Annotated in this window: 19 protein-coding genes; 13 read left to right on the forward strand and 6 right to left on the reverse strand. The window is 42.8% G+C overall.

Annotated elements, in window-relative coordinates:
• Positions 1-29 precede the first annotated feature (29 nt).
• A complete protein-coding gene (locus M2444_RS22240; RefSeq protein WP_280788054.1) occupies positions 30-1,442 on the forward strand; it encodes an alanine/glycine:cation symporter family protein in 1,413 nt (470 codons plus the stop codon).
• Between the two features lie 114 nt (positions 1,443-1,556).
• Here M2444_RS22240 and M2444_RS22245 read toward each other — a convergent pair whose 3' ends face one another.
• Positions 1,557-1,958 carry a RidA family protein gene (locus tag M2444_RS22245; protein ID WP_280788055.1) on the reverse strand — a complete coding sequence of 134 codons (402 nt, stop codon included), beginning with the start codon at positions 1,956-1,958 and terminating at the stop codon, positions 1,557-1,559.
• A gap of 349 nt (positions 1,959-2,307) precedes the next feature.
• Between M2444_RS22245 and M2444_RS22250 the strand changes: the two genes are divergently transcribed.
• The 3 genes from M2444_RS22250 to M2444_RS22260 all read left to right on the forward strand — a co-directional run bounded on the left by M2444_RS22250 (position 2,308) and on the right by M2444_RS22260 (position 4,823).
• Complete coding sequence (locus M2444_RS22250; protein ID WP_280788056.1) at positions 2,308-2,874, forward strand: TetR/AcrR family transcriptional regulator; 567 nt, start codon at positions 2,308-2,310, stop codon at positions 2,872-2,874.
• Positions 2,871-3,407 carry a DUF2798 domain-containing protein gene (locus M2444_RS22255; protein WP_280788057.1) on the forward strand — a complete coding sequence of 179 codons (537 nt, stop codon included), beginning with the start codon at positions 2,871-2,873 and terminating at the stop codon, positions 3,405-3,407. Before M2444_RS22250 ends, M2444_RS22255 begins: the two co-directional genes overlap by 4 nt.
• A gap of 234 nt (positions 3,408-3,641) precedes the next feature.
• A complete protein-coding gene (locus tag M2444_RS22260; RefSeq protein WP_280788058.1) occupies positions 3,642-4,823 on the forward strand; it encodes a multidrug effflux MFS transporter in 1,182 nt (393 codons plus the stop codon).
• A 99-nt stretch (positions 4,824-4,922) separates the two neighbouring features.
• Here M2444_RS22260 and M2444_RS22265 read toward each other — a convergent pair whose 3' ends face one another.
• The 4 genes from M2444_RS22265 to M2444_RS22280 form a co-directional block, all read right to left on the reverse strand.
• On the reverse strand, positions 4,923-5,813 hold the full coding sequence (locus M2444_RS22265) for a diacylglycerol/lipid kinase family protein (protein WP_280788059.1): 891 nt from the start codon (positions 5,811-5,813) through the stop codon (positions 4,923-4,925).
• A 156-nt stretch (positions 5,814-5,969) separates the two neighbouring features.
• Positions 5,970-6,953 carry a GMP reductase gene (gene guaC, locus M2444_RS22270; protein ID WP_280788060.1) on the reverse strand — a complete coding sequence of 328 codons (984 nt, stop codon included), beginning with the start codon at positions 6,951-6,953 and terminating at the stop codon, positions 5,970-5,972.
• Between the two features lie 269 nt (positions 6,954-7,222).
• Positions 7,223-7,822, reverse strand: a complete 600-nt coding sequence (locus M2444_RS22275; RefSeq protein ID WP_280788061.1) for a DUF4179 domain-containing protein — start codon at positions 7,820-7,822, stop codon at positions 7,223-7,225.
• Between the two features lie 97 nt (positions 7,823-7,919).
• Complete coding sequence (locus M2444_RS22280; protein ID WP_280788062.1) at positions 7,920-8,501, reverse strand: RNA polymerase sigma factor; 582 nt, start codon at positions 8,499-8,501, stop codon at positions 7,920-7,922.
• 220 nt (positions 8,502-8,721) lie between these two features.
• On the opposite strand from M2444_RS22280, the gene M2444_RS22285 reads away from it, so the two are divergent.
• The 8 genes from M2444_RS22285 (at position 8,722) to M2444_RS22320 (ending at position 17,625) form a co-directional block, all read left to right on the forward strand.
• A complete protein-coding gene (locus M2444_RS22285) occupies positions 8,722-10,509 on the forward strand; it encodes a helix-turn-helix transcriptional regulator (RefSeq protein ID WP_094868446.1) in 1,788 nt (595 codons plus the stop codon).
• A gap of 197 nt (positions 10,510-10,706) precedes the next feature.
• Positions 10,707-11,303, forward strand: a complete 597-nt coding sequence (locus M2444_RS22290; protein WP_094875332.1) for a sensor domain-containing protein — start codon at positions 10,707-10,709, stop codon at positions 11,301-11,303.
• Between the two features lie 25 nt (positions 11,304-11,328).
• A complete protein-coding gene (locus M2444_RS22295; protein ID WP_280788063.1) occupies positions 11,329-11,931 on the forward strand; it encodes a YkoP family protein in 603 nt (200 codons plus the stop codon).
• Positions 11,931-12,695, forward strand: a complete 765-nt coding sequence (locus M2444_RS22300) for a polysaccharide deacetylase family protein (protein ID WP_280788064.1) — start codon at positions 11,931-11,933, stop codon at positions 12,693-12,695. Before M2444_RS22295 ends, M2444_RS22300 begins: the two co-directional genes overlap by 1 nt.
• A gap of 44 nt (positions 12,696-12,739) precedes the next feature.
• Positions 12,740-14,374: a methyl-accepting chemotaxis protein gene (locus M2444_RS22305; protein WP_280788065.1), complete on the forward strand. Its 1,635-nt coding sequence runs from the start codon at positions 12,740-12,742 to the stop codon at positions 14,372-14,374.
• 109 nt (positions 14,375-14,483) lie between these two features.
• Positions 14,484-15,707, forward strand: a complete 1,224-nt coding sequence (locus M2444_RS22310; protein ID WP_280788066.1) for an amidohydrolase — start codon at positions 14,484-14,486, stop codon at positions 15,705-15,707.
• Between the two features lie 20 nt (positions 15,708-15,727).
• On the forward strand, positions 15,728-16,474 hold the full coding sequence (locus tag M2444_RS22315) for a uracil-DNA glycosylase family protein (RefSeq protein WP_094868440.1): 747 nt from the start codon (positions 15,728-15,730) through the stop codon (positions 16,472-16,474).
• A 92-nt stretch (positions 16,475-16,566) separates the two neighbouring features.
• Positions 16,567-17,625 (forward strand): copper amine oxidase N-terminal domain-containing protein, encoded by a 1,059-nt coding sequence (locus M2444_RS22320; RefSeq protein ID WP_280788067.1) that lies wholly within the window; start codon positions 16,567-16,569, stop codon positions 17,623-17,625.
• Position 17,626: 1 nt separating this feature from the next.
• Here the strand turns inward: M2444_RS22320 and M2444_RS22325 are convergent, their stop codons facing one another.
• Entirely contained in the window at positions 17,627-18,541 is a 915-nt protein-coding gene (locus tag M2444_RS22325; RefSeq protein ID WP_042192888.1) for a phosphatidate cytidylyltransferase, read from the reverse strand.
• A gap of 95 nt (positions 18,542-18,636) precedes the next feature.
• On the opposite strand from M2444_RS22325, the gene M2444_RS22330 reads away from it, so the two are divergent.
• Positions 18,637-19,179: a hypothetical protein gene (locus M2444_RS22330; protein ID WP_094868438.1), complete on the forward strand. Its 543-nt coding sequence runs from the start codon at positions 18,637-18,639 to the stop codon at positions 19,177-19,179.
• The last annotated feature ends 12 nt before the right edge of the window (positions 19,180-19,191 follow it).

Consider the following 19,191-nt stretch of genomic DNA (forward strand, 5'->3'; position numbering starts at 1 on the left):
GTATCGACAGAATGGAGAGGCGGAATTACATGCAACATTTTTTAGATAGTATGATTAGCGTAACAAATGATTTTTTATGGTCGAAAATATTGGTGATCCTTCTTATTGCTTGTGGACTTTATTTCACGGTAAGATCGAAATTTGTACAGTTTGGTATGTTCAAAGAAATGTTTCGGGTTCTTAAAGGATCTAATGAAAGGTCAAAAGATAGTATTTCATCCTTCCAGGCCTTCTGCATCAGTATGGCGGCGAGGGTAGGGACAGGTAATATTACGGGAATCGCAATTGCTATTGCGATAGGTGGTCCAGGGGCTATCTTCTGGATGTGGGTAATTGCCATTATTGGATCGGCGTCCGGTTTTATAGAAAGCACTCTGGCACAGGTATATAAAGTGAAGGATAAGACCGGATTTCGCGGTGGGCCTGCCTATTATATGGAGAAAGGCCTGAACAAGCGCTGGATGGGAGCGATATTCGCAGTTCTGATTACATTATCCTTCGGGCTTGTATTTAACGCGGTCCAATCGAATACGGTCACAGTGGCCTTTGAGAATTCATTTGGCACCAATCGGGCTATTCTTGGGCTTGTAATGGCTGCTGCCTTTGCTCTGGTTATCTTCGGCGGTGTTAAGCGTATCGCAAGAATGTCCGAATATATTGTAGTGGTAATGGCAGGAATCTACATTGGGGCTGCTCTTATTATTATGCTGATTAATATTACAGAACTCCCAGGAGTTCTCGCACTCATTGTGAAAAGTGCCTTCGGATTTGAACAAGTTGCTGGTGGCTCTCTTGGTGCAGTAATTCTACAGGGCGTGAAGCGTGGTTTGTTCTCTAACGAAGCGGGTATGGGGAGTGCGCCAAATGCTGCAGCAACGGCAACCACAAGTCATCCGGTGAAACAGGGGCTAATGCAAGCCCTGGGCGTACTCACGGATACGTTACTTATTTGTTCGAGTACGGCATTTATTATTTTGCTGTCTGATGCCTATAAGCAGCCTGGGCTAGATGGGATCAAGCTGACACAAGCCGCATTAAGCGAGCATATTGGTTCGTGGGCATCTGGATCACTAGCGATCATGATTTTATTGTTTGCCTTCAGTACATTAATTGGAAATTATTATTACGGTGAGACTAATATAGAATTCTTGAACTCCAACAAAAAAGTATTATTATTCTATAGATACAGTGTCTTGGCGATGATTATTTTTGGTTCCGTAGCAAAGGTTCAATTGGTATGGGATTTGGCTGACTTATTTATGGGCTTCATGGTTATCGTGAATTTGATTGCCATCCTGCTATTATCCAAAGTGGCCTTTGCCGCCTTGAAGGATTATAAACGGCAGAAAAGTGAAGGGAAGGACCCTGTTTTCTATAAAGACAGTATTCCAGGGCTGGAGAATATTGAAGGTTGGGACAATTCTTCAGATATAAAAAGATAGAAATGTATTTGAAGGGCTCAGGAGACTGAGCTCTTTTTGCTGTTATAAAAAAGGTTGTTCTATTAGAAAAAAAGAGCCTTTAGAATCGCTTCTAAGGCTCGTTTTGTGTATGGTTTATCCTGCAGCCCAAACATCTAATTCAATTTTCAATTCAGGTAAACCTAATCCTTTAACATAAGCAATGGTCATGGAAGGAGGCGTCATCCCGAATACTTTATTCCAAATTTCATAGAAATGATCCCAATCAATTTCTTCTGTGGCCCAAATGTTGATTTTGATTACGTTATCGGGAGTTAGCTTTTGAGAAGAAAGGACTTCAACTATATTACTCATCGTATTTGTTACTTGTTGATTAAAATCTGTAGGGATATTACTGTTTTGATCGATTCCTATTTGACCAGAAAATACATACATTTCAGCGTTTCTGCTTATTTTTGTTACATGAGTATAGTTACCAACGGGTTTCGCAATATTTTCTGGATTATATCTTGTAACTACATTATTGTTTAAGTTCATTTTATGAAGTCTCCTTTAAATAGATGATACATAACGAGGGCTAGGTTATATATCTCCGCTGTTTTTTGGTTTCTCTTAATTTTTGACAGACCTATCCTATCCATCATTAATTCTAGAAAAAAACAGCAGTAGAATACCCAATACCAAAAGACAAATATTTTAGGGATCTCTTTTTCATCAGGTATTCCTCCTTCGTATTTAAAGTAAGATAACTTCATCAGAATGATAACATTAATCCTCGTAAGACGGCAACTTTGCCTCTTTCAGCAAAAAAACACTTACATTATTGAGATTTATATTGTTATAATGACAAACAGACCGGTTGGTATGTTAGGGGGGATAAAATATTATGGATACAAAATTACTAATGATTGATAAGGCGACACTCCTGTTTCAACAAAAGGGCTATAAGGGTGTAGGCGTCAGTGAAATTTTAAAAGCTTGTGATGTTACCAAAGGAGCGCTCTATCATCATTTTCCAAATGGAAAAGAAGAACTATTAATTGCTTGTTTAATGGGCCTAAAGGAAGCCATAACAATAGATATGGAGGACATTTTCAAAAGGCATTCCTCTACACAAGAGGCTACGCAATTCCTGGTTAATAAATTAATTCATAACTTAGAAACCGAGGGCAAGCTTACAGGCTATACATTTAGCAGTATTGTCAGTGAAATGGCTACGGTCAGTGAGCCTGTCCGCCAAGCATGTAACTCACTTTATGAGAACCTACAGACTATTTACTACACGAAGCTTACAACTGAAGATTTCTCGAATGAAGTAGCTAATGATATTGCTTTATTGATGACAGCTTCGATTGAGGGTGCGATCATGCTGTGTCAAACGCAGCAATCTACAGCACCTTTAAAGACTATCGCGAAACTATTACCGACAATTTTGAAAGGAAGAACATCATGAATTTAGAAGCAAGATTACCGAGAAACGGCAAGGAGGGCGCATTATACGGCGCAATCATTTGTACACTAACCGTACTGTTTATGTCTTCATTAAATATCATTTTAGCGGTTGGAGAATTTAATGGAGAGGTTGCCTTATCGATTCTTAAGGTGTTTCCGATCATTTGGGTCATTGTTATGATTATTGAGCCTGTTGTTATTGGGCGTATCGCAGAAAAGCTGACAGCTAAATTCACACAACCTAGCGATAGCTTCAACGCTAAAATTCTATTCCGCATCTTGTTCACTGTATTAGGAATGTCACTTTGTATGACGATTATTGGAGACATTATCGGAAACGGATTGAGTTCTCAAACGTTCAATCACTTCTTAGCGAATTGGCCAAGAAATTTCCTGATTGCACTGTTTGCAGAAAGTATATTGATACAGCCATTTGCAAGATTTGTGATGGTAAAGCTACATGCTTCTCAGGATAAAAAGAAGTCAAGCGCCGCTGGTATAACTGTAAATGGATTACCGGAACAAAACTCATAACATAAATATGCTCTCAGGCGATGCGTTTCGTTTGAGAGCTTTTCTATTACCGTATATAATGATATTTTAGTCGAATAATTGAAACCCTCCTATAACAAAGAAAGCTTAACAATGAAAGGTAATATCGAACATGATGATCTATAGTCGTCTTGCCATAATGATGCCCCCATTTCCCTAGCTAGGCTCATATTCTTGTTGTTCTAGGATATAAGCTTGTAGGAGGGCGAATTTAATATGAAAAAATATGCAGCACCATCTTTACTGCTAATGATTGTTCTTGTGGCTTTTCCGCAAATCAGTGAGACGATCTACACTCCATCGTTGCCGGATATTGCGGTAGCACTTGGGGTCTCTAATAGTTCTGTACAATTAACATTAAGTATCTATTTTATCGGATTTGCTTTAGGTGTTTTGTGTTGGGGTTGGCTCTCTGATTTCATCGGACGGAGACCTGCCATGCTGGTTGGCCTCATTGTATATGGTATTGGATGCTTGATGTGTTTTTACTCGGAATCCATTACTCTACTTCTGGTCAGCCGTTTCATTCAAGCGTTTGGGGCAGCGACAGGCTCAATCATTACACAAACGATTCTTCGTGAGAGTGTATCCGGAAATAAGCGGCATGCCATGTTTGCCCAAATCTCGGCGGTGATTGCGTTTACTCCAGCCGTAGGGCCTCTTATTGGCGGATTCGTGGATCAAGCTTTTGGCTTTCGGGCGGTTTTCTTTACACTAGTAACGATGAGTGTGTTGTTATTTGTATATGCTTTTTGGAAGCTGCCAGAAACGACTGATGTTTCCGCGAGAAAAAAGGTGGCTATTCTACCTATCGTTAAAAGAATGCTCTCATTGCCACGTGTACTGGTGTTTGGGTTACTGATCGGGGGCATCAATGGAGTTTTATTTAGCTACTATGCAGAAGCACCCTTTATATTTATTGAACACTTTAACATTTCACCGGGAGTATATGGTTTTCTAGGTATTGTTGTGGCTTTGGCATCGATAGTGGGAGCAATGATGTCCAAGAGATTATTGAGTCTCTATGCCGCAGAAAAAATAATTCACATCGGCTGTCTAGTCATGGCTACCGGTTCCTTACTATTAACATTAGTATGTAGTCTTGGAACGTTGCCGGATATGATACTGATCGTATGTATCTTGGTAACCCTTTTTGTCATGTTAATGGGGGCCGGTATCGCCTTACCTAATTGTCTAAGTCTTGCGCTTGTCAATTTTCAGGATGTTGTGGGAACAGCAGGTGCGATCTTCAGCTTGGGATATTACTTATTAGTTAGTTTGGCGACATGGGGAATGAGCGCCCTGCATAATGGTTCATTACTGACGATGCCCATCTATTTCTTAGGGATTAGCGGCGGAATGTGGTTATTAAGTAGAAAGTTTATTGTAGCGGAATAGAATTTTTATAAGTGATTTGCAAAGAGAAGGTATGGAATGGGGCATCCATATAATAATGGCAGTCTGGAACCTTTTGAGTTCCGGACTGCTTTTTATTTGTTAGTCTACTTCCGGCACAATGACTTGGATATGACGAGGGAGAACACTTAGCGAAATTGGTAAAATCGGACCTTCTTCACCATCCACATTGGTTCTTACAGCTTCTGGAGAGCTTACAGTTACATTTTGGGCCGTGAAATAGACAACGTCTTTATGATCCTTAAGACTGCCAAGTAATAAAGAAATACTGGCTGTAATGGTATTGAGTATACTGAGGTCTTGAATAATAAAACAGTGAAGCAGACCATCGTCAACCGCAGCATCAGGGATCAGATTCTCGAATCCGCCAACGGAGTTGGTTAACACGGCGAGAAAAAGCGGGGAATCGCCTTGCCATGTTTTCTCGTCATAATGAATAACAAGAGGGTGGGGAGAAGTGCTTGTAAGTTGTTTTAGGCCTTCTTTCAAATATGCCAATGAGCCGAGCTTAGTTTTCTCTTCGATTGATACAGAGGATAAGGATCCGGCGATTGAACCTACAGCAACAACATTTCCGAATAAGCGGTCATTCAAGCAACCAATATCTACTGTCTTTACGTTAGAGGAAGCAAGAGTTTGAATGGCTATTTCTGGATTCAATGGAATCTGTAACGCGCGGGCAAAATCATTAACTGTTCCTAAAGGGACTACACCTAACTTTGGGTGTTGTTTCTGATTCATAAGACCATTAATGGTCTCGTGAAGTGTGCCATCCCCGCCAATGGAGACGACTAAATCGTAACACTCCTCACAGGCAGTGATACAATAACGAGTTGCATCTAGTTCTTTTGCCGTCTCCTTGATTGTAACCAAGTAGCCTTGATCAGCTAGAACTCTTTCTGCATATCTGACATATTCGCCAGCTTCTTCTTTACCAGATGAGGGGTTAATAATAATCATAGCTTGCGGCATAGGGATTATCCTCTCTTATTCAATCTAATACCTATTAGATGATTACCCCAAAGTGGTATAGCAGAAATCATAACAACCTAAAAAAGGTGAGCAAGAACGACCTAAGTCGCCTTACTCACCTTTTTATATATACATAATTCTTATATTTCTTCTGGATTAATAGACCTTGTCACCATTAAAAATGGAATTCTTAACGATAACATAATCGACTTTACGAATGGCTTCTAATTTATTGCCCCCAGCATAAGAAATCGAGGACTGAAGATCTTGCTCCATCTCTCTCAAGGTTTCTGCTAAAGCGCCTTTGTGTTCGACAACTATTTTTTTGCCCTCAACATTCTTCTTTTCACCTTTTTGGTATTCAGAAGCGGAGCCAAAGTACTCTTTATACAGCTTTCCATCGATCTCGATGGTATCACCAGGAGATTCTTCATGCCCGGCAAATAGGGACCCGATCATGACCATGGAAGCACCAAATCTAATGGATTTGGCGATATCCCCATGTGTCCGAATACCTCCGTCAGCGATAATAGGCTTACTTGCAGCTTTGGCACACAAGCGTAGTGCCGCTAATTGCCAGCCACCTGTTCCAAATCCTGTCTTAATCTTCGTGATACATACTTTCCCTGGCCCAATTCCCACTTTAGTAGCGTCGGCCCCAGCGTTCTCTAATTCTCTAACGCCTTCAGGAGTTCCCACGTTTCCAGCAATAACGAAACTAGCAGGCAAATACTGTTTAATATGTTTAATCATTCGAATGACAGCCTCGGAATGACCATGTGCAATATCGATCGTAATGAATTCCGGAATCAACTGTTCGTTAGCTAATTGTTCAACAAAATCGTATTCTTCTTCTTTGACTCCGACACTAATGGATGCGATTAATCCGCGGGCGTGCATTTCTTTGATGAAAGACGTACGCTTCCCCGGTTCAAAACGATGCATAATGTAGAAGTAGCCATTTTCCGCTAAGAAGCTGGCGATCTTCTCATCTATGATGGTTTGCATATTTGCGGGTACCACAGGTAATTTAAAAGTATGACCACCTAAGGTGACTGTTGTATCACACTCAGAACGGCTATTTACGATACATTTTGCAGGAATTAACTGAATATCTTCATAATCGAATACTTTTTTCATTATATACACCTCTAAATGCGAACGTTATAGTATTTTGGTTTGATTATTGTTCGTCCACTTTGTAATGTACAGCATTCCGAACAAGAAGTCAAAATTCTAGTACATTATGGTGTAAATTTGACTTAATTATACGACGATTTGGTGTACGGCTTATGATTCATATAAAAAAATAGTTGTTTAGAGGTCATCGAGCGATTCAAGCGATATAGACAAAGAAAAACCCCTTCTGCAGTTTGTTCAGCGGAAAGGGCTACATTTTTCTTTGGAATTTATTGTGCTTCTGCCTTGCTTACAGGCACCTGGATTTCATAAGTATCATCAATCCCTGCTAGTTTGACCTGAAGGGTTAATTCGAACTCATCCGGCAGCTGCTCACCTTCCTCGGGAATTATATCTACCAGAGCAGCATTCTTTTGTACAGTATGATCAGAATTGATGATTGGCATCACGCTCATTAAATTTCGCTCACCGTTCACCAGAACGATAAATTCTTCTGTCACCAGAAGACCTCTTTCCCGATTTTCCCAGTGTCCAATTAACTGATCGTCCGTCGTGGTTACTCCCTCGCGTTCAAGGGCAATCGACAGGCGGCTTCCATCGTGGTAAGCCTCAGAGACTTTCAGTGTTACTCCTTCATGGGTATCGCTGATGCCGAGCTTGGTAATAAGGCCATTCTCTGCAGCCAACTTCAGCCCATTATCCACGTTATTATTGAACAGACTGCCTATGACAGGAATTTTTCCCAGTGTATCTGCCATAGCGGGTGAGATAAAGCCAGTGCTGATAATCCCTAGACCAAGTGCTGCTGCTGTAGTGGCGGCGATTAATGTTTTCTTAAACATACGTCCTCGTTTAGTGGTTTTATTCATGGGATTCTCTCCTATCCGGTTCATAATTTGTGTACTAAGGCTATACTGTGGCGTCCCGGTTTCCCGGATCATGCTTTCAATTTGTTCCATTTGTCTGTCATTCGTTGGATTGCGCAAATAATCCGCCTGCCCTTCGTTGTTTATTGGCTTGTTCCATGAGCTTCTGGCGCAAGCGCTGATATTTTTTTCGTACGGTTGCTGCCTTACAGTCCATGATTTGACCAATCTCTTCAAAATTGTATTGCTCCACTGCTTTCAGCAATAGAATGTGCCTTTCCTCTGAAGTGAGATAGGTCAGTAACTCAGTTAAAGGCGATTCCGGCTCTGGAATGTGCTCCGTGGCTTCCTCCTGTTGTTTGAAGTACGATACAATCTTTAACCTTCGCTGCTGTTTCTTTAGCAGGTTTAGGCTGTGATGATAGGCAAGCTTGTACAACCATGCAGAGAAGGAGACAGTAGGCTCATAACGGTGAATATCTTGATAAGCTTTGATGAATATTTCTTGAACGGCATCTTGAGCTTCTTCCCGGTTTTTGAGCAGATGATAGCAATAGATGTACATGGGTTTTTCAAATCTGTGGATGATAGATGTATAAGCCTCATGATTTCCCGACTTAACCAGTGAAACAGCGGCCTCTATTTGCTCTGTAGCAGCACCACTAGGTCTAGCTTCTTCCAAGCGATCACCTCCTTTGCTTTTCGTTTATATAACAATTTCAAGTCGTTGATTTGTGACATTGTTTTGTTTAGAATCTCAGAGACGTCGATAGTGACCTCTATGGAATTTGTAGCATCAGCATAAATGTCATTCCAACTCATGACCTTTTGTAACTAGTAAGGTCCCAGGGGGTTACACTATAATAAAGGTCAAGTCAGCACAGTATATAGGGGGCAATGTCTTGTTTAATCTGGTCAAACAGTGGTTCTGGTACGATTGGCTCGTCCTCCTGTTTCGGATTTGTTTTTCTACTTCTTTATTGATTACCATGTGTTATCTTTCGGACAATTTTACGATTCCTTTTTGGATCGCGTTTGTTTGGGGCTTGATCGCTTTTTCAGTGCCTTGGTTCTGTTTGCAGCTGCATTATAAATATTATCTGATTGCGGAGATCCTTCTTTCGGGTGGTCTATGTTTATATTTGGCTGCGCTATTTCCTGAATCCTATGTAACTTTTTTACCTACTGCCTTTATGATTGCTAGCAATAGTGCACAGAAGTCTTATCGTTGGTCAGCACCGATTACGGTTATTTTGATTCCAATTCTGTTGTCTAGGTTGTCACAGCAAGTGGATGCTGTATCGATGATCTTGAATATTGGCTTGGTGTATACGCTTGGCTTCGCCTTTCATTTACTGATGGTCAATCACAAGCAGAGCGGAATCATTAAGGATCAGAATGCGGTCTTGGAGCAGTATATCTCACAAGTCGAGCGTATGACACTTCTGGAAGAACGAGATCGGTTGTCCAAAGATCTGCATGATACGGTGGGGCATTCTTATACATCCATTCTTATGGGGCTAGAGACTTTACGTACGGAGGTGAACACTTCGGACGGGGCGCAAAAGATAGATGCCTTGTTAAAACTAACTCGCCATGGCCTAGATGACGTTCGGAGATATTTGCACCAAGTGGGTTCTTCGCAGGATTCGTTGACGCTTATACAGTCTCTGCAGAAATTAGTGGATGATTTTCAAACCTTCTCTAAGGTTAAGATTCGCCTAAGAACGTTCGGAGAGGCCTACACAGTATCCAAGCAGGCTCAAATGACATTATACAGATGTCTCCAAGAGTCAATAACCAACGCTGTACGTCATGGTCAAGCCAGTGAAATTGTCATTAGTCTCCATTACGAAGAGAAGTTGATCCGGCTGGATGTGCAGGATAATGGATTAGGCGCAGAGGATTTAACAGCAGGGTTTGGTCTGAACGCGATGAAGGAACGAGCTTCTAACTTGCAAGGGCAAGTGTATGTTTATTCAAAGCTAGGAGAAGGGACCTTAGTGACCTGTAGTTTGCCGAGGCTTGAAGAGATACAGGAGGAAACGGTCCGCTTACTACTGGTAGATGATCAGCCTTATATCCGGGATAGTCTGCGAATTATTTTAGAGCAGGAACCCGATTTTGAGATCATAGGTTTAGCAGAGAATGGTGAGCAAGCAGTAAGCTTCTGCGAACAGGATCAACCTCACGTGGTGCTAATGGACTTAAATATGCCAGACATGGACGGTGCGGAAGCAACGAAGCTTATTAAGCAAAAGTGGCCAGGGGTACGCGTGCTGATCCTGACTACTTTTCAAGAAACAGATTTGGCAGTCGAAGCACTGCAAAACGGGGCAGATGGCTACTTGTTAAAGTCTACTGAACCGCAGGAGCTATTCGAAGGGATACGTCTCGTACATCGGGGTGTGAAGATGATAACACCAGCTATTACGAATGTATTAATTGATCATTATGAGATGCACCCAACATCTGAAGCGCAGACTGAGCAGAGTAATGAGTATGGGCTGACTCCGCGCGAGCTGGAAATTCTAGAATGCCTGTCAAAGGGCATGCGTTATAAGTCTATTGCAGCTAAATTGTATTTGTCCGATGGCACGGTGAGAAATTACGCTTCTACCATCTATGCTAAGCTAGGTGTACGGAATCGCGAAGAGGCTGTTGAGAAAGCCTTTGGTACTTTGGAATAACTAAAACCGAATGATCTGAAATTGAAGCGCGAGCACCTTGTTGTCTATATTCCCTTACGGGAGTAGGCAATAGGGTGCTTTTTTTGTATGAAAAACTGTCATATGACATTACGGCACTGGTCGATTTTACATCAGAAGCGCTAGCATGGGAGTTGCTTAGATGAACAAATTTTTATTGCAGAGAGGGAGAGAAGAAGATGAATCAAATGATCCGGAAACATGTGAGGAATTTCTGTTTCTTATTAATTACTTTTGCCACAGGGCTGTTTTACCTTTGCTTTTATTTGGTAGGCATCACCTTTGGAGTTGCAATGTCCTTCACCATAGTAGGGATTCCGATCCTTTATTATGTTTTGCGTTCTACCGAAACCTTTTTACAGCATGAGCGAATTCGAACGAAAATCTATACGGATATCTCCGTTCGCACGCTTCCAACCCGATCTCAAGAAGAAGGCAGCATGTGGGAAAGGGTTAGGGCAGAGTTTCTAAATGAACATAACTGGAGAGCGATTATAGGACTGATGCTGCAGGGTATTATCGGAATGCTCAGTCTAATATGTGCAACCCTTTTTTACTTGGCTCCTATTATTCTTTTGTTCGCACCTGTCTTGTACTTACTCGGCATCTCTTCTATATCGGTATTCGGGATTGAAAATAATACGCTGAGCATCTCACTTTTTTTCATGCTGTTAGGTGCGTTATTTCTATGGATAGGTGCTTATCTTGGAAACAGTCTGGTAAAGATGATCGGCAGGTATACGCGGCGTTTAGTAAAAGATTTTGCTAGAAGATAAACTTAAACGGGAAGAAGGAAGAATAATGGTAGCTTCAGTTTCATTTATAAAATTATTCTCGCAATCTCTTTGGATGATGTGGGAGAGCGTATTTGCTGTCATAACCAAATTTCGCAGTCAGTCTGTGCGCACATATGGGATATGTAAATTGGTAGTGGTGAAGTATCACGGGGAAAGTGTGGTCTGCCAAGATGGGCACCAGATACTTCCCGGTGATTGGGTGGGTGAGCTTCATCTGGATAATCGTCAGGTCGTGCAGCTGACACGTACATTTGGTGCAGATCGAGCGGGAATCCGTACTGCACGTATGCTCCGTGAGGCTATGAAGGAGATCAGTCGTGATCTGGACAACAATCCAGAACTAAGCAAAGTGCAGGCGTTAACGGGGATTACGCTACTTCACCGCGGAATCATTCATGGCATAGGGTTTGAGCAGCATCCTATCAAGTCCAAATGGCAGCGGCGATGGTTCGGAATCTATCTTCGGTTCTTACTTCGGATTCTGCATCCTGAGGGGAAACATCGCGTTGAGGACAGCACGGAGAAGTTGTCTCCTAAGATGCTCGTGCTTAGTAAGCAGTCTTTGAAAGCACGGTTTGCTCCTCGAAGGAAAGAGGCGGTTTCCTGATGCTAACGTTCATTATTCTAGCTATAGATATAATTGTTCTCTTTATGATCGTTCCTTTTGTGATTACCCGCATTTGGGGATGGGGAGTTCATACGGAAGGAGGAGCCGTGAAGGAAATTGCTTTTACGTTCGATGATGGCCCAGATCCTTGTTATACACCTGAACTGCTGGACTTGTTACATGAGCATGACGTTAAAGCGACCTTCTTCGTATTAGGCAAAAAGGCTGAGCAATACCCGGATATAATCGAGCGAATGCACAGGGAAGGACATCAGATAGGCATTCATAATTATACGCATACGCCTAATTGGATCTACTCCCCATGGACGAATAGACGGAAGCAAGTAGATCGAACAGCTGACATTGTGGAACGAATCACAGGCGAACGTCCTATTTTTTACCGGCCACCCTGGGGTCTTGTGAATCTAGGGGATCTCTTTTTAATAAGGAAGTCTTATCAGATCGTGTTGTGGTCTGTTATGGTCGGAGACTGGAAAGCGTCAGTTAGTGCAGAGCAATTAAAGCATGCCTTATTAAAAAAAATTAAACCAGGCTCCATCATCGTTCTTCACGACAGTGGAGATACGCCTTGGGCAGATGAAGAAGCGCCATTGAACATGATCACAGGACTGGAAGAGGTCTTAAAGGAGATTCCTAGAAGGGGGTTAAAGGGCCTGCGGGTGGATGAGCTGCTCAACAAGGAAGCTAGTCGTATTGGAGAAGCTAGATCCAGAGTCAACCATCACGGTCAGATTAATCTGTAGCTATGGATGACATGATGTCACTAGATTGGAAGGGAAATCCGACATTGAAAAAGAAAACCGTTCGAACTATCGTTATGACCGTTGCTGTAGTATACATGGTGTTGATTTTTGCAGGTCTATGTATGTATACATTTTCTAAGTTTAATGAAATTCTCAGTCATGAAGTTGAACAAAAGCTTAACTATAAGGTGGAGCTTACTTCTACTAAACTAAATAGTCGATTCTCGAATGATTTCGAGAAGAGCTTGGCTGGAATGAGGGAGGATGCAGGTTATTATTTTGTCATAGATAAAGCTGGTCGATATGTAGCAAGCCAGAACCCTAAGCACGTTATAGGCAAAGCTATATCTGATGAACCGGACATACAGCTGCAAAAGGTCGGTCAGGTCATAGCACAATCTACGGGAACTAGTGGTACGGAGAACACGAAGAATGTCTATGCCTTTACAAGAATCGGCGATACAGATTATAAGTTAGTGCTGGTGATGCCTGTAAAACAGATTTTGGAGCCTATGATGGATAACCAATATTTAATTATAAGCGGTTTTGTTATCGCTCTGATTATTTTTATTGTCTTACTCTTCATTATCTTAACCCGCCTTATTGTACGACCGCTTCGCAGAATCAATGAGCATGTAATGGAGCTCGTTGAACACGGAGGCGATCTGACTAAGAAGCTGGACATGAAGCGAAATGATGAGATTGGGATGTTGGCGTATTCTATGAATCAGTTTCTGGATAACATTCGGGCCATCGTCAGGAATGTCACGTCACAGGCCAATCATCTGAATGAAAATGCAGGGATACTTCAAGTTTCAGCAGAGCAGACAAATGAGACATCCAAGCAAATCACAACGATTATTACGGATATGGCTGTGAGGTCGACGGAGCAAGCAGAACATGTGCGGCAAGTACTCACGATGATGGAACGGACAGTTGAAATCTCCGAGGAAATTATGCAGGAGACGGTAAATACAGTTCACGATTCCAATCATTTAATAAAAGCCGTGCAAACTGGCCAGCGTGCAAACCAGGCATCTGTAGATCATTTGGAAACTATGGTTAGTTCCATTGAAAACTCAACAGAAACCATTGCACAGCTGAACAACCGATCCAGCCAAATCGGTGAGATTATTCTCGTGATTTCCGAATTAGCCAGTCAGACGAATCTACTCGCGCTTAATGCAGCCATTGAAGCGGCCCGCGCTGGAGAGCAAGGGAAAGGTTTTGCAGTAGTTGCAGGAGAGATCCGTAAGCTTGCTGAAGGTTCCGAAAGAGCAGCCGAGCAGATTGCCAAGCTTGTTGGCGCGATTCAAGCGGATACGAATGCAGCGGTCAAAACGATGGAATCAAGTCAACAAGTGGTCAATCAACAGAATGACTTAGTATTACAAGGGCAACAATCCCTAGAGGAGATCGTACAGAAGGTTGATCTAACGACCCAAAGCACGCTGCGCATTCAAGGCATATTTGGTGAGTTATCTACCATGTCACATCAATCATTGAAGGCGCTAGTGCAATCTTCGCAGCTCATTGATCAGTCGGCATCTTCCTCACAGGAAGTAGCGGCTTCCACGGAGGAGCAACTTGCGACTATCGATGAGATGACGACCAGACTTAGAGAACTCAGCGAGTTATCTGTATTTTTAAAGTTAGAAGTTGGGATATTTACGATATAGTCTTATGCTAAAAACCTTTCAAACATTTTTATATAGGAAGGGCTATGGTACCATTTAGGATAAAGTGGTTCGCACCTATATTAAATCGTTGAGAAAAGGATGGGGTAGCATGTTGAATGCTTCTTACTGGTTAAACAATATAAGATTAGAGCAGGGTTATGTTATTGAGGATGGACAAGTGGTTGGTACGGATACGAAGGTTTGTCATATCCGAATTGACGGAGATAAGATTTCAGAAGTGGTTGGAGCGGACGTAGAGCTTCAGAGTCATCTACCTAAATATGACTGCAAAGGGTTATTGATGCTTCCTTCTTTTGAGGAGGCGCATATCCATTTAGATAAAACATATTTCGCTGGACCCTGGAAAGCGGTAAAGCCTGCGGCCGGTGTCTTCGAACGCATTGAGGAAGAGAAGGTATTATTGCCTAAGCTGCTGCCTATGGCGAGACAACAAGCGGAGAGCATCTTGACGCTTATACAGCGTTTCGGTGCGACACATGTGCGTAGTCATTGTAATATTGAGCCTGTCAGCGGTCTGAAGCGTTTAGAAGCAACCCTGCAAGCTTTGGATACCTTCTCCGGAAAAATTTCATTTGAAATTGTAGCTTTTCCGCAGCATGGTCTGCTTCGCTCTAATTCTGTTGAATTAGTAAAGCAATCTCTGGCAGAGGGGGCAACCTATGTAGGTGGTGTCGATCCATACTCCGTGGATGGAGATATCGAGAAGTCACTCCAGACCATGGTCGAGCTAGCGGTAATGAATAATGCTGGCATTGATCTTCACTTACATGATGGAAAAGAAGCAGGAAAACAGACATTGTCGCGTTTGGCTGATCTCACAGAAGAAGCTGGCTTACAGGGCAAGGTGACCGTTAGTCACGCATTCTGGTTCGCAGGTGCTCCGCAGCAGGAAACAGAAGAAATGGCTACACGGATGGCATCACTTGGTATGGGTATTGCATCCACAGTTCCTATTGGAAGAATGATGATGCCATTACCGATGCTGCACAGCCAAGGTGTACAAGTGAAACTGGCAACAGACAGCCTTACGGATCACTGGTCTCCTTTTGGAAATGGAGATCAATTGGAGAAGGCGGGACGGTACGCAGAGTTATATGGGTGTAGTGATGAACGGTCACTATCGCAATCCCTTAGATTCATAACAGGAGGGATAACGCCTCTTAATCTTAAGGGTGAACAGGTATGGCCAAAAGTAGGAAACACTGCAAGCTTTGTGTTACTGCATGCCAGCTGCTCGGCCGAAGCAGTAGCAAGAAGAGCGGACCGTCAAGCGGTATGGTTCGAAGGGCGTCTCGTGAGTGGATCATTATAGGGATATGAGAGGTGGATGACATGCTCATCTCTAACCATTTACAACAGTATAAAGCTGCGATGCTCTCTCTTCCGAAGGGAACCGCGCTATCGAAAGACGATCTGCAGGTGGATGAGCTTCTAATGAAGCGAAGCGGGAAGCTTGAAATGTACTATGCACCCCACAATGAATACATCAATCCCTCTGCAAAGGTGATTATTATCGGGCTAACACCCGGTTTTACACAAATGAGAATAGCCATACAAGAAGCAGTCATTGGGTTGAAAGCCGGGTTTTCAGATGAAGAGGTATGCAGAAAAGCAAAAGAAGCGGCGAGATTCGCAGGCTCCATGAGGAGGACGTTAATTCGCATGCTAGATATACTTGGCCTTCATCAGTATTTGAACCTTACCTCTTGTGACCAATTGTTTCAGGAGCAGCAAACGAATTTGCATACCACCTCTTTACTGCGTTTTCCTGTATTTGTAGAGAAGAAAAATTATAGTGGGGCACATCCTAAGCTGCGATCAGATTCATTCCTTAGAGAATGTGCATTATTGTCGTTAGAGCAGGAGCTGGGCATCCTGAGCCAAGCTTTAATTATTCCTTTAGGAAAAACGGTGGAGGAAATGCTTCAGCTGTTGGTATCTGAGGATAAGCTCGATGATCACCGCTGTTTATGGGGATTTCCTCATCCTTCTGGAGCGAACGGACATAGATTTAAACAGTTTGCCAGCCAGCGAGATAACATGACAAAGACGCTCCAAGATCATTTATGGAACGGCTGAGTGATCAATCTTATCGCAACATTTGTTCTGGACCTCCCGTCAAGAATGATAGAGTAACACAATTTCATTCATCTCAGGAGGTATAATTCACTATGAAAACATTCAAAGTAATCGGAGCGGTTCTGGCTGGCACGCTCATAGCATCGAACGTCATCTCTGCTGCCCCAATCCAGCCAGCTCCAGTCACACCAGCGGCTAATTCCTCAGTGCCGCAGGATTCTTATGGTGGTCTAAAATATGTGCTAGTCATTGATGGTAACGGCTTCTCCCCAGTCGATGTTCCGCTATACGTAGGTTCAAGTAAGGAAGTTATGATCCCTATCCGTACAGCAACGGAAGCGCTTGGATATAAGTTAACATGGACTCAAAGCCTTCAATCGCTAGGCCTTGAGAAAGAAAGCCAGTCGATATCCTTTCAAATTGCAAAAGATGCTTACCGTAATGGCACATCAATTCATTCGCTAGGTGCTGTACCAGAGCTAAAGAACGGTAAAACCTATGTTCCATTATCTTTCTTCGAAAAAGTATTGGAGCTTGAAGTAGTCGCAGGACCAACTGGAACCATATCGATTAATTCCAAGGAACAAGGAAATGGAGAGACTGCCTCAGACACGATCAAGCAAGGATCAATCACTAGTATCTATAAGGGCGAGCAAAATGCTGAAATCGGCCTCAACGGCTATGCTCATGGCGTTCGCTTAGGCATTTCTGATGAAACGGAAATCGTATCTGCTGATAATAAGAAGCTAACCTTTGCTGATCTGCAGCTAGGCATGTCCATCGAGGTTGAGCACAGTATGGTCATGGCTATGAGCATGCCGCCATTGGCGGGCGCGATCAAGATTGTTGTGAAAGACCAAGCTCCGGATCAGCAGACCTTGGGAACGGTTGGCGTGATCGAAGAGGTTACTTCTTCAGATAATGGCATGACCCGCGTTGTAATTAAAGGCGATAAGCTCAGTGATTCTTCCTTCGAGACGATTGTTCTAAATACTACAGACACTACGACTATTCTCGGCACGAAAGATAATCAGAAGATTGCCACAAGTGAGCTGAAAAAAGGTGACAAAGTGTATGCGTTCTACGGTCCGATGTTAACCAAGAGCTTGCCACCTATCGGCCAAGCGACCAAAATCGTTGTAGAAAACTAATTTACATGAAATCGAAGAAATAACGGATGACATGGAAAAAGACCGGCGAGGTGTAGGTCAAGCTGTCTACACGGCTTAAATAGCTTTCTTTTAAAGCTACGAATTTATCACCATCACCGATGAGCAAATCTCGCTTCAGCACGGAAACCGTTAAGCTACCCAAGAAGCCGCTCAAACTGATTAACATGCCTGACAGGAAACCGAAAATTGGGTTGAGCGGCGTCAGGTAGGGATAGATCAAATAGGAGACCCCGGTTGTTACGACAAATGCACAGGCAAAACCTTCCCAGGTCAAATACGGGTTGGCAGTTGGGACCACTTTGCGCTTTCCCATATAGAGGGATGCGAGATAGTGGACCACATCATTCAGCTGTGTCAGCACTACTAGGAATAATACAAGCCCCGCCCCATACTCCGGTGTAGCAAATTGAAAATAGGCTAAGTGACTAAGTCCGAAAACCATCAGCATTAATCCCCACTGGGTTGAACTAACACTACGCAGGAAGCCAACGGTCCCTTTATTAATAAGCCTAGGTAGCGGTAGGAGTAAGAAAACATAGACTGGAATAAACACAATAAACATCCCGTACCATTCGATATAAATCCAGTAGAACTGTAGAGGAATGGATAAGTACGCCCACAGAAATAATCTGCGGTCGGATTTTCGTGACTTTATCATGGAGAAATATTCTTTGAGTGCGAAGAAGGTCAGCACCATTAGTGCCAACAGTGAGACGACTGGATTAAAGAGAGTAGCTAAACAAAAGATAAAAAGCATGCCCCACCAGGTTTTGATGCGGAAGCCGATACCCGTATAGTCTTTACTGGGCTGTAATTTGCCTATAACTACATACATCAAGTGAATGGCCGATAAGGCCGCAAAAATCAGGATTACCGTTAATAGAGAGCGGTCGATAGCTAATCACCAACTTGTCGTAGAGTAGATTCCATTAATGGGTTCATATGTTATTATGAAGGAAACGTTCAATCTTGATAAGGGGAAAATTGTAAATGGCAGATGATCCATCGGTCTTTATCTTGCTTACGAACACCGGAACGCTCTTTACGAAGCTTATCCAAGGCTACACGAGAGCTCCTTATAATCATGCCTCGATCTCCTTTAATCGGGAGCTTTCCGAGTTATATAGCTTTGGCAGAAAGCACCCAAGCAACCCTCTAAACGGAGGGTTCGTGAAGGAGAATATTAAGACGGGCACGTTCAGCAAATATCCAAATACGACGTGTGTTCTATATGAACTTCAAGTTACAGCCCGTGAAGTGGAGAAAATGGAGCGGGTACTCAAAGTCTTTATCCGAAGCCGGCAAAAGTACCTCTATAATATTCTCGGCGTGATTGGTATCGCACTGAAAGAACCTGTCGAATTCAGCAACTCCTACTTCTGCTCACAGTTTGTAGCGGAAATTCTGGAGAGGTCTGGCATTAAGCTATGGAACAAGCTGCCCGCGCTCGTAACGCCGGATGATTTTCGGCAAAGCGATCGGCTGAAGCTGATTTATCGAGGCAAATTAAGTGAGTACGAACCTAAAAGCTAAGGGAGAGTATTG

It is taken from the genome of Paenibacillus sp. PastF-3 (assembly GCF_029893135.1).
Lineage (GTDB): Bacteria > Bacillota > Bacilli > Paenibacillales > Paenibacillaceae > Paenibacillus_AQ > Paenibacillus_AQ nitricinens.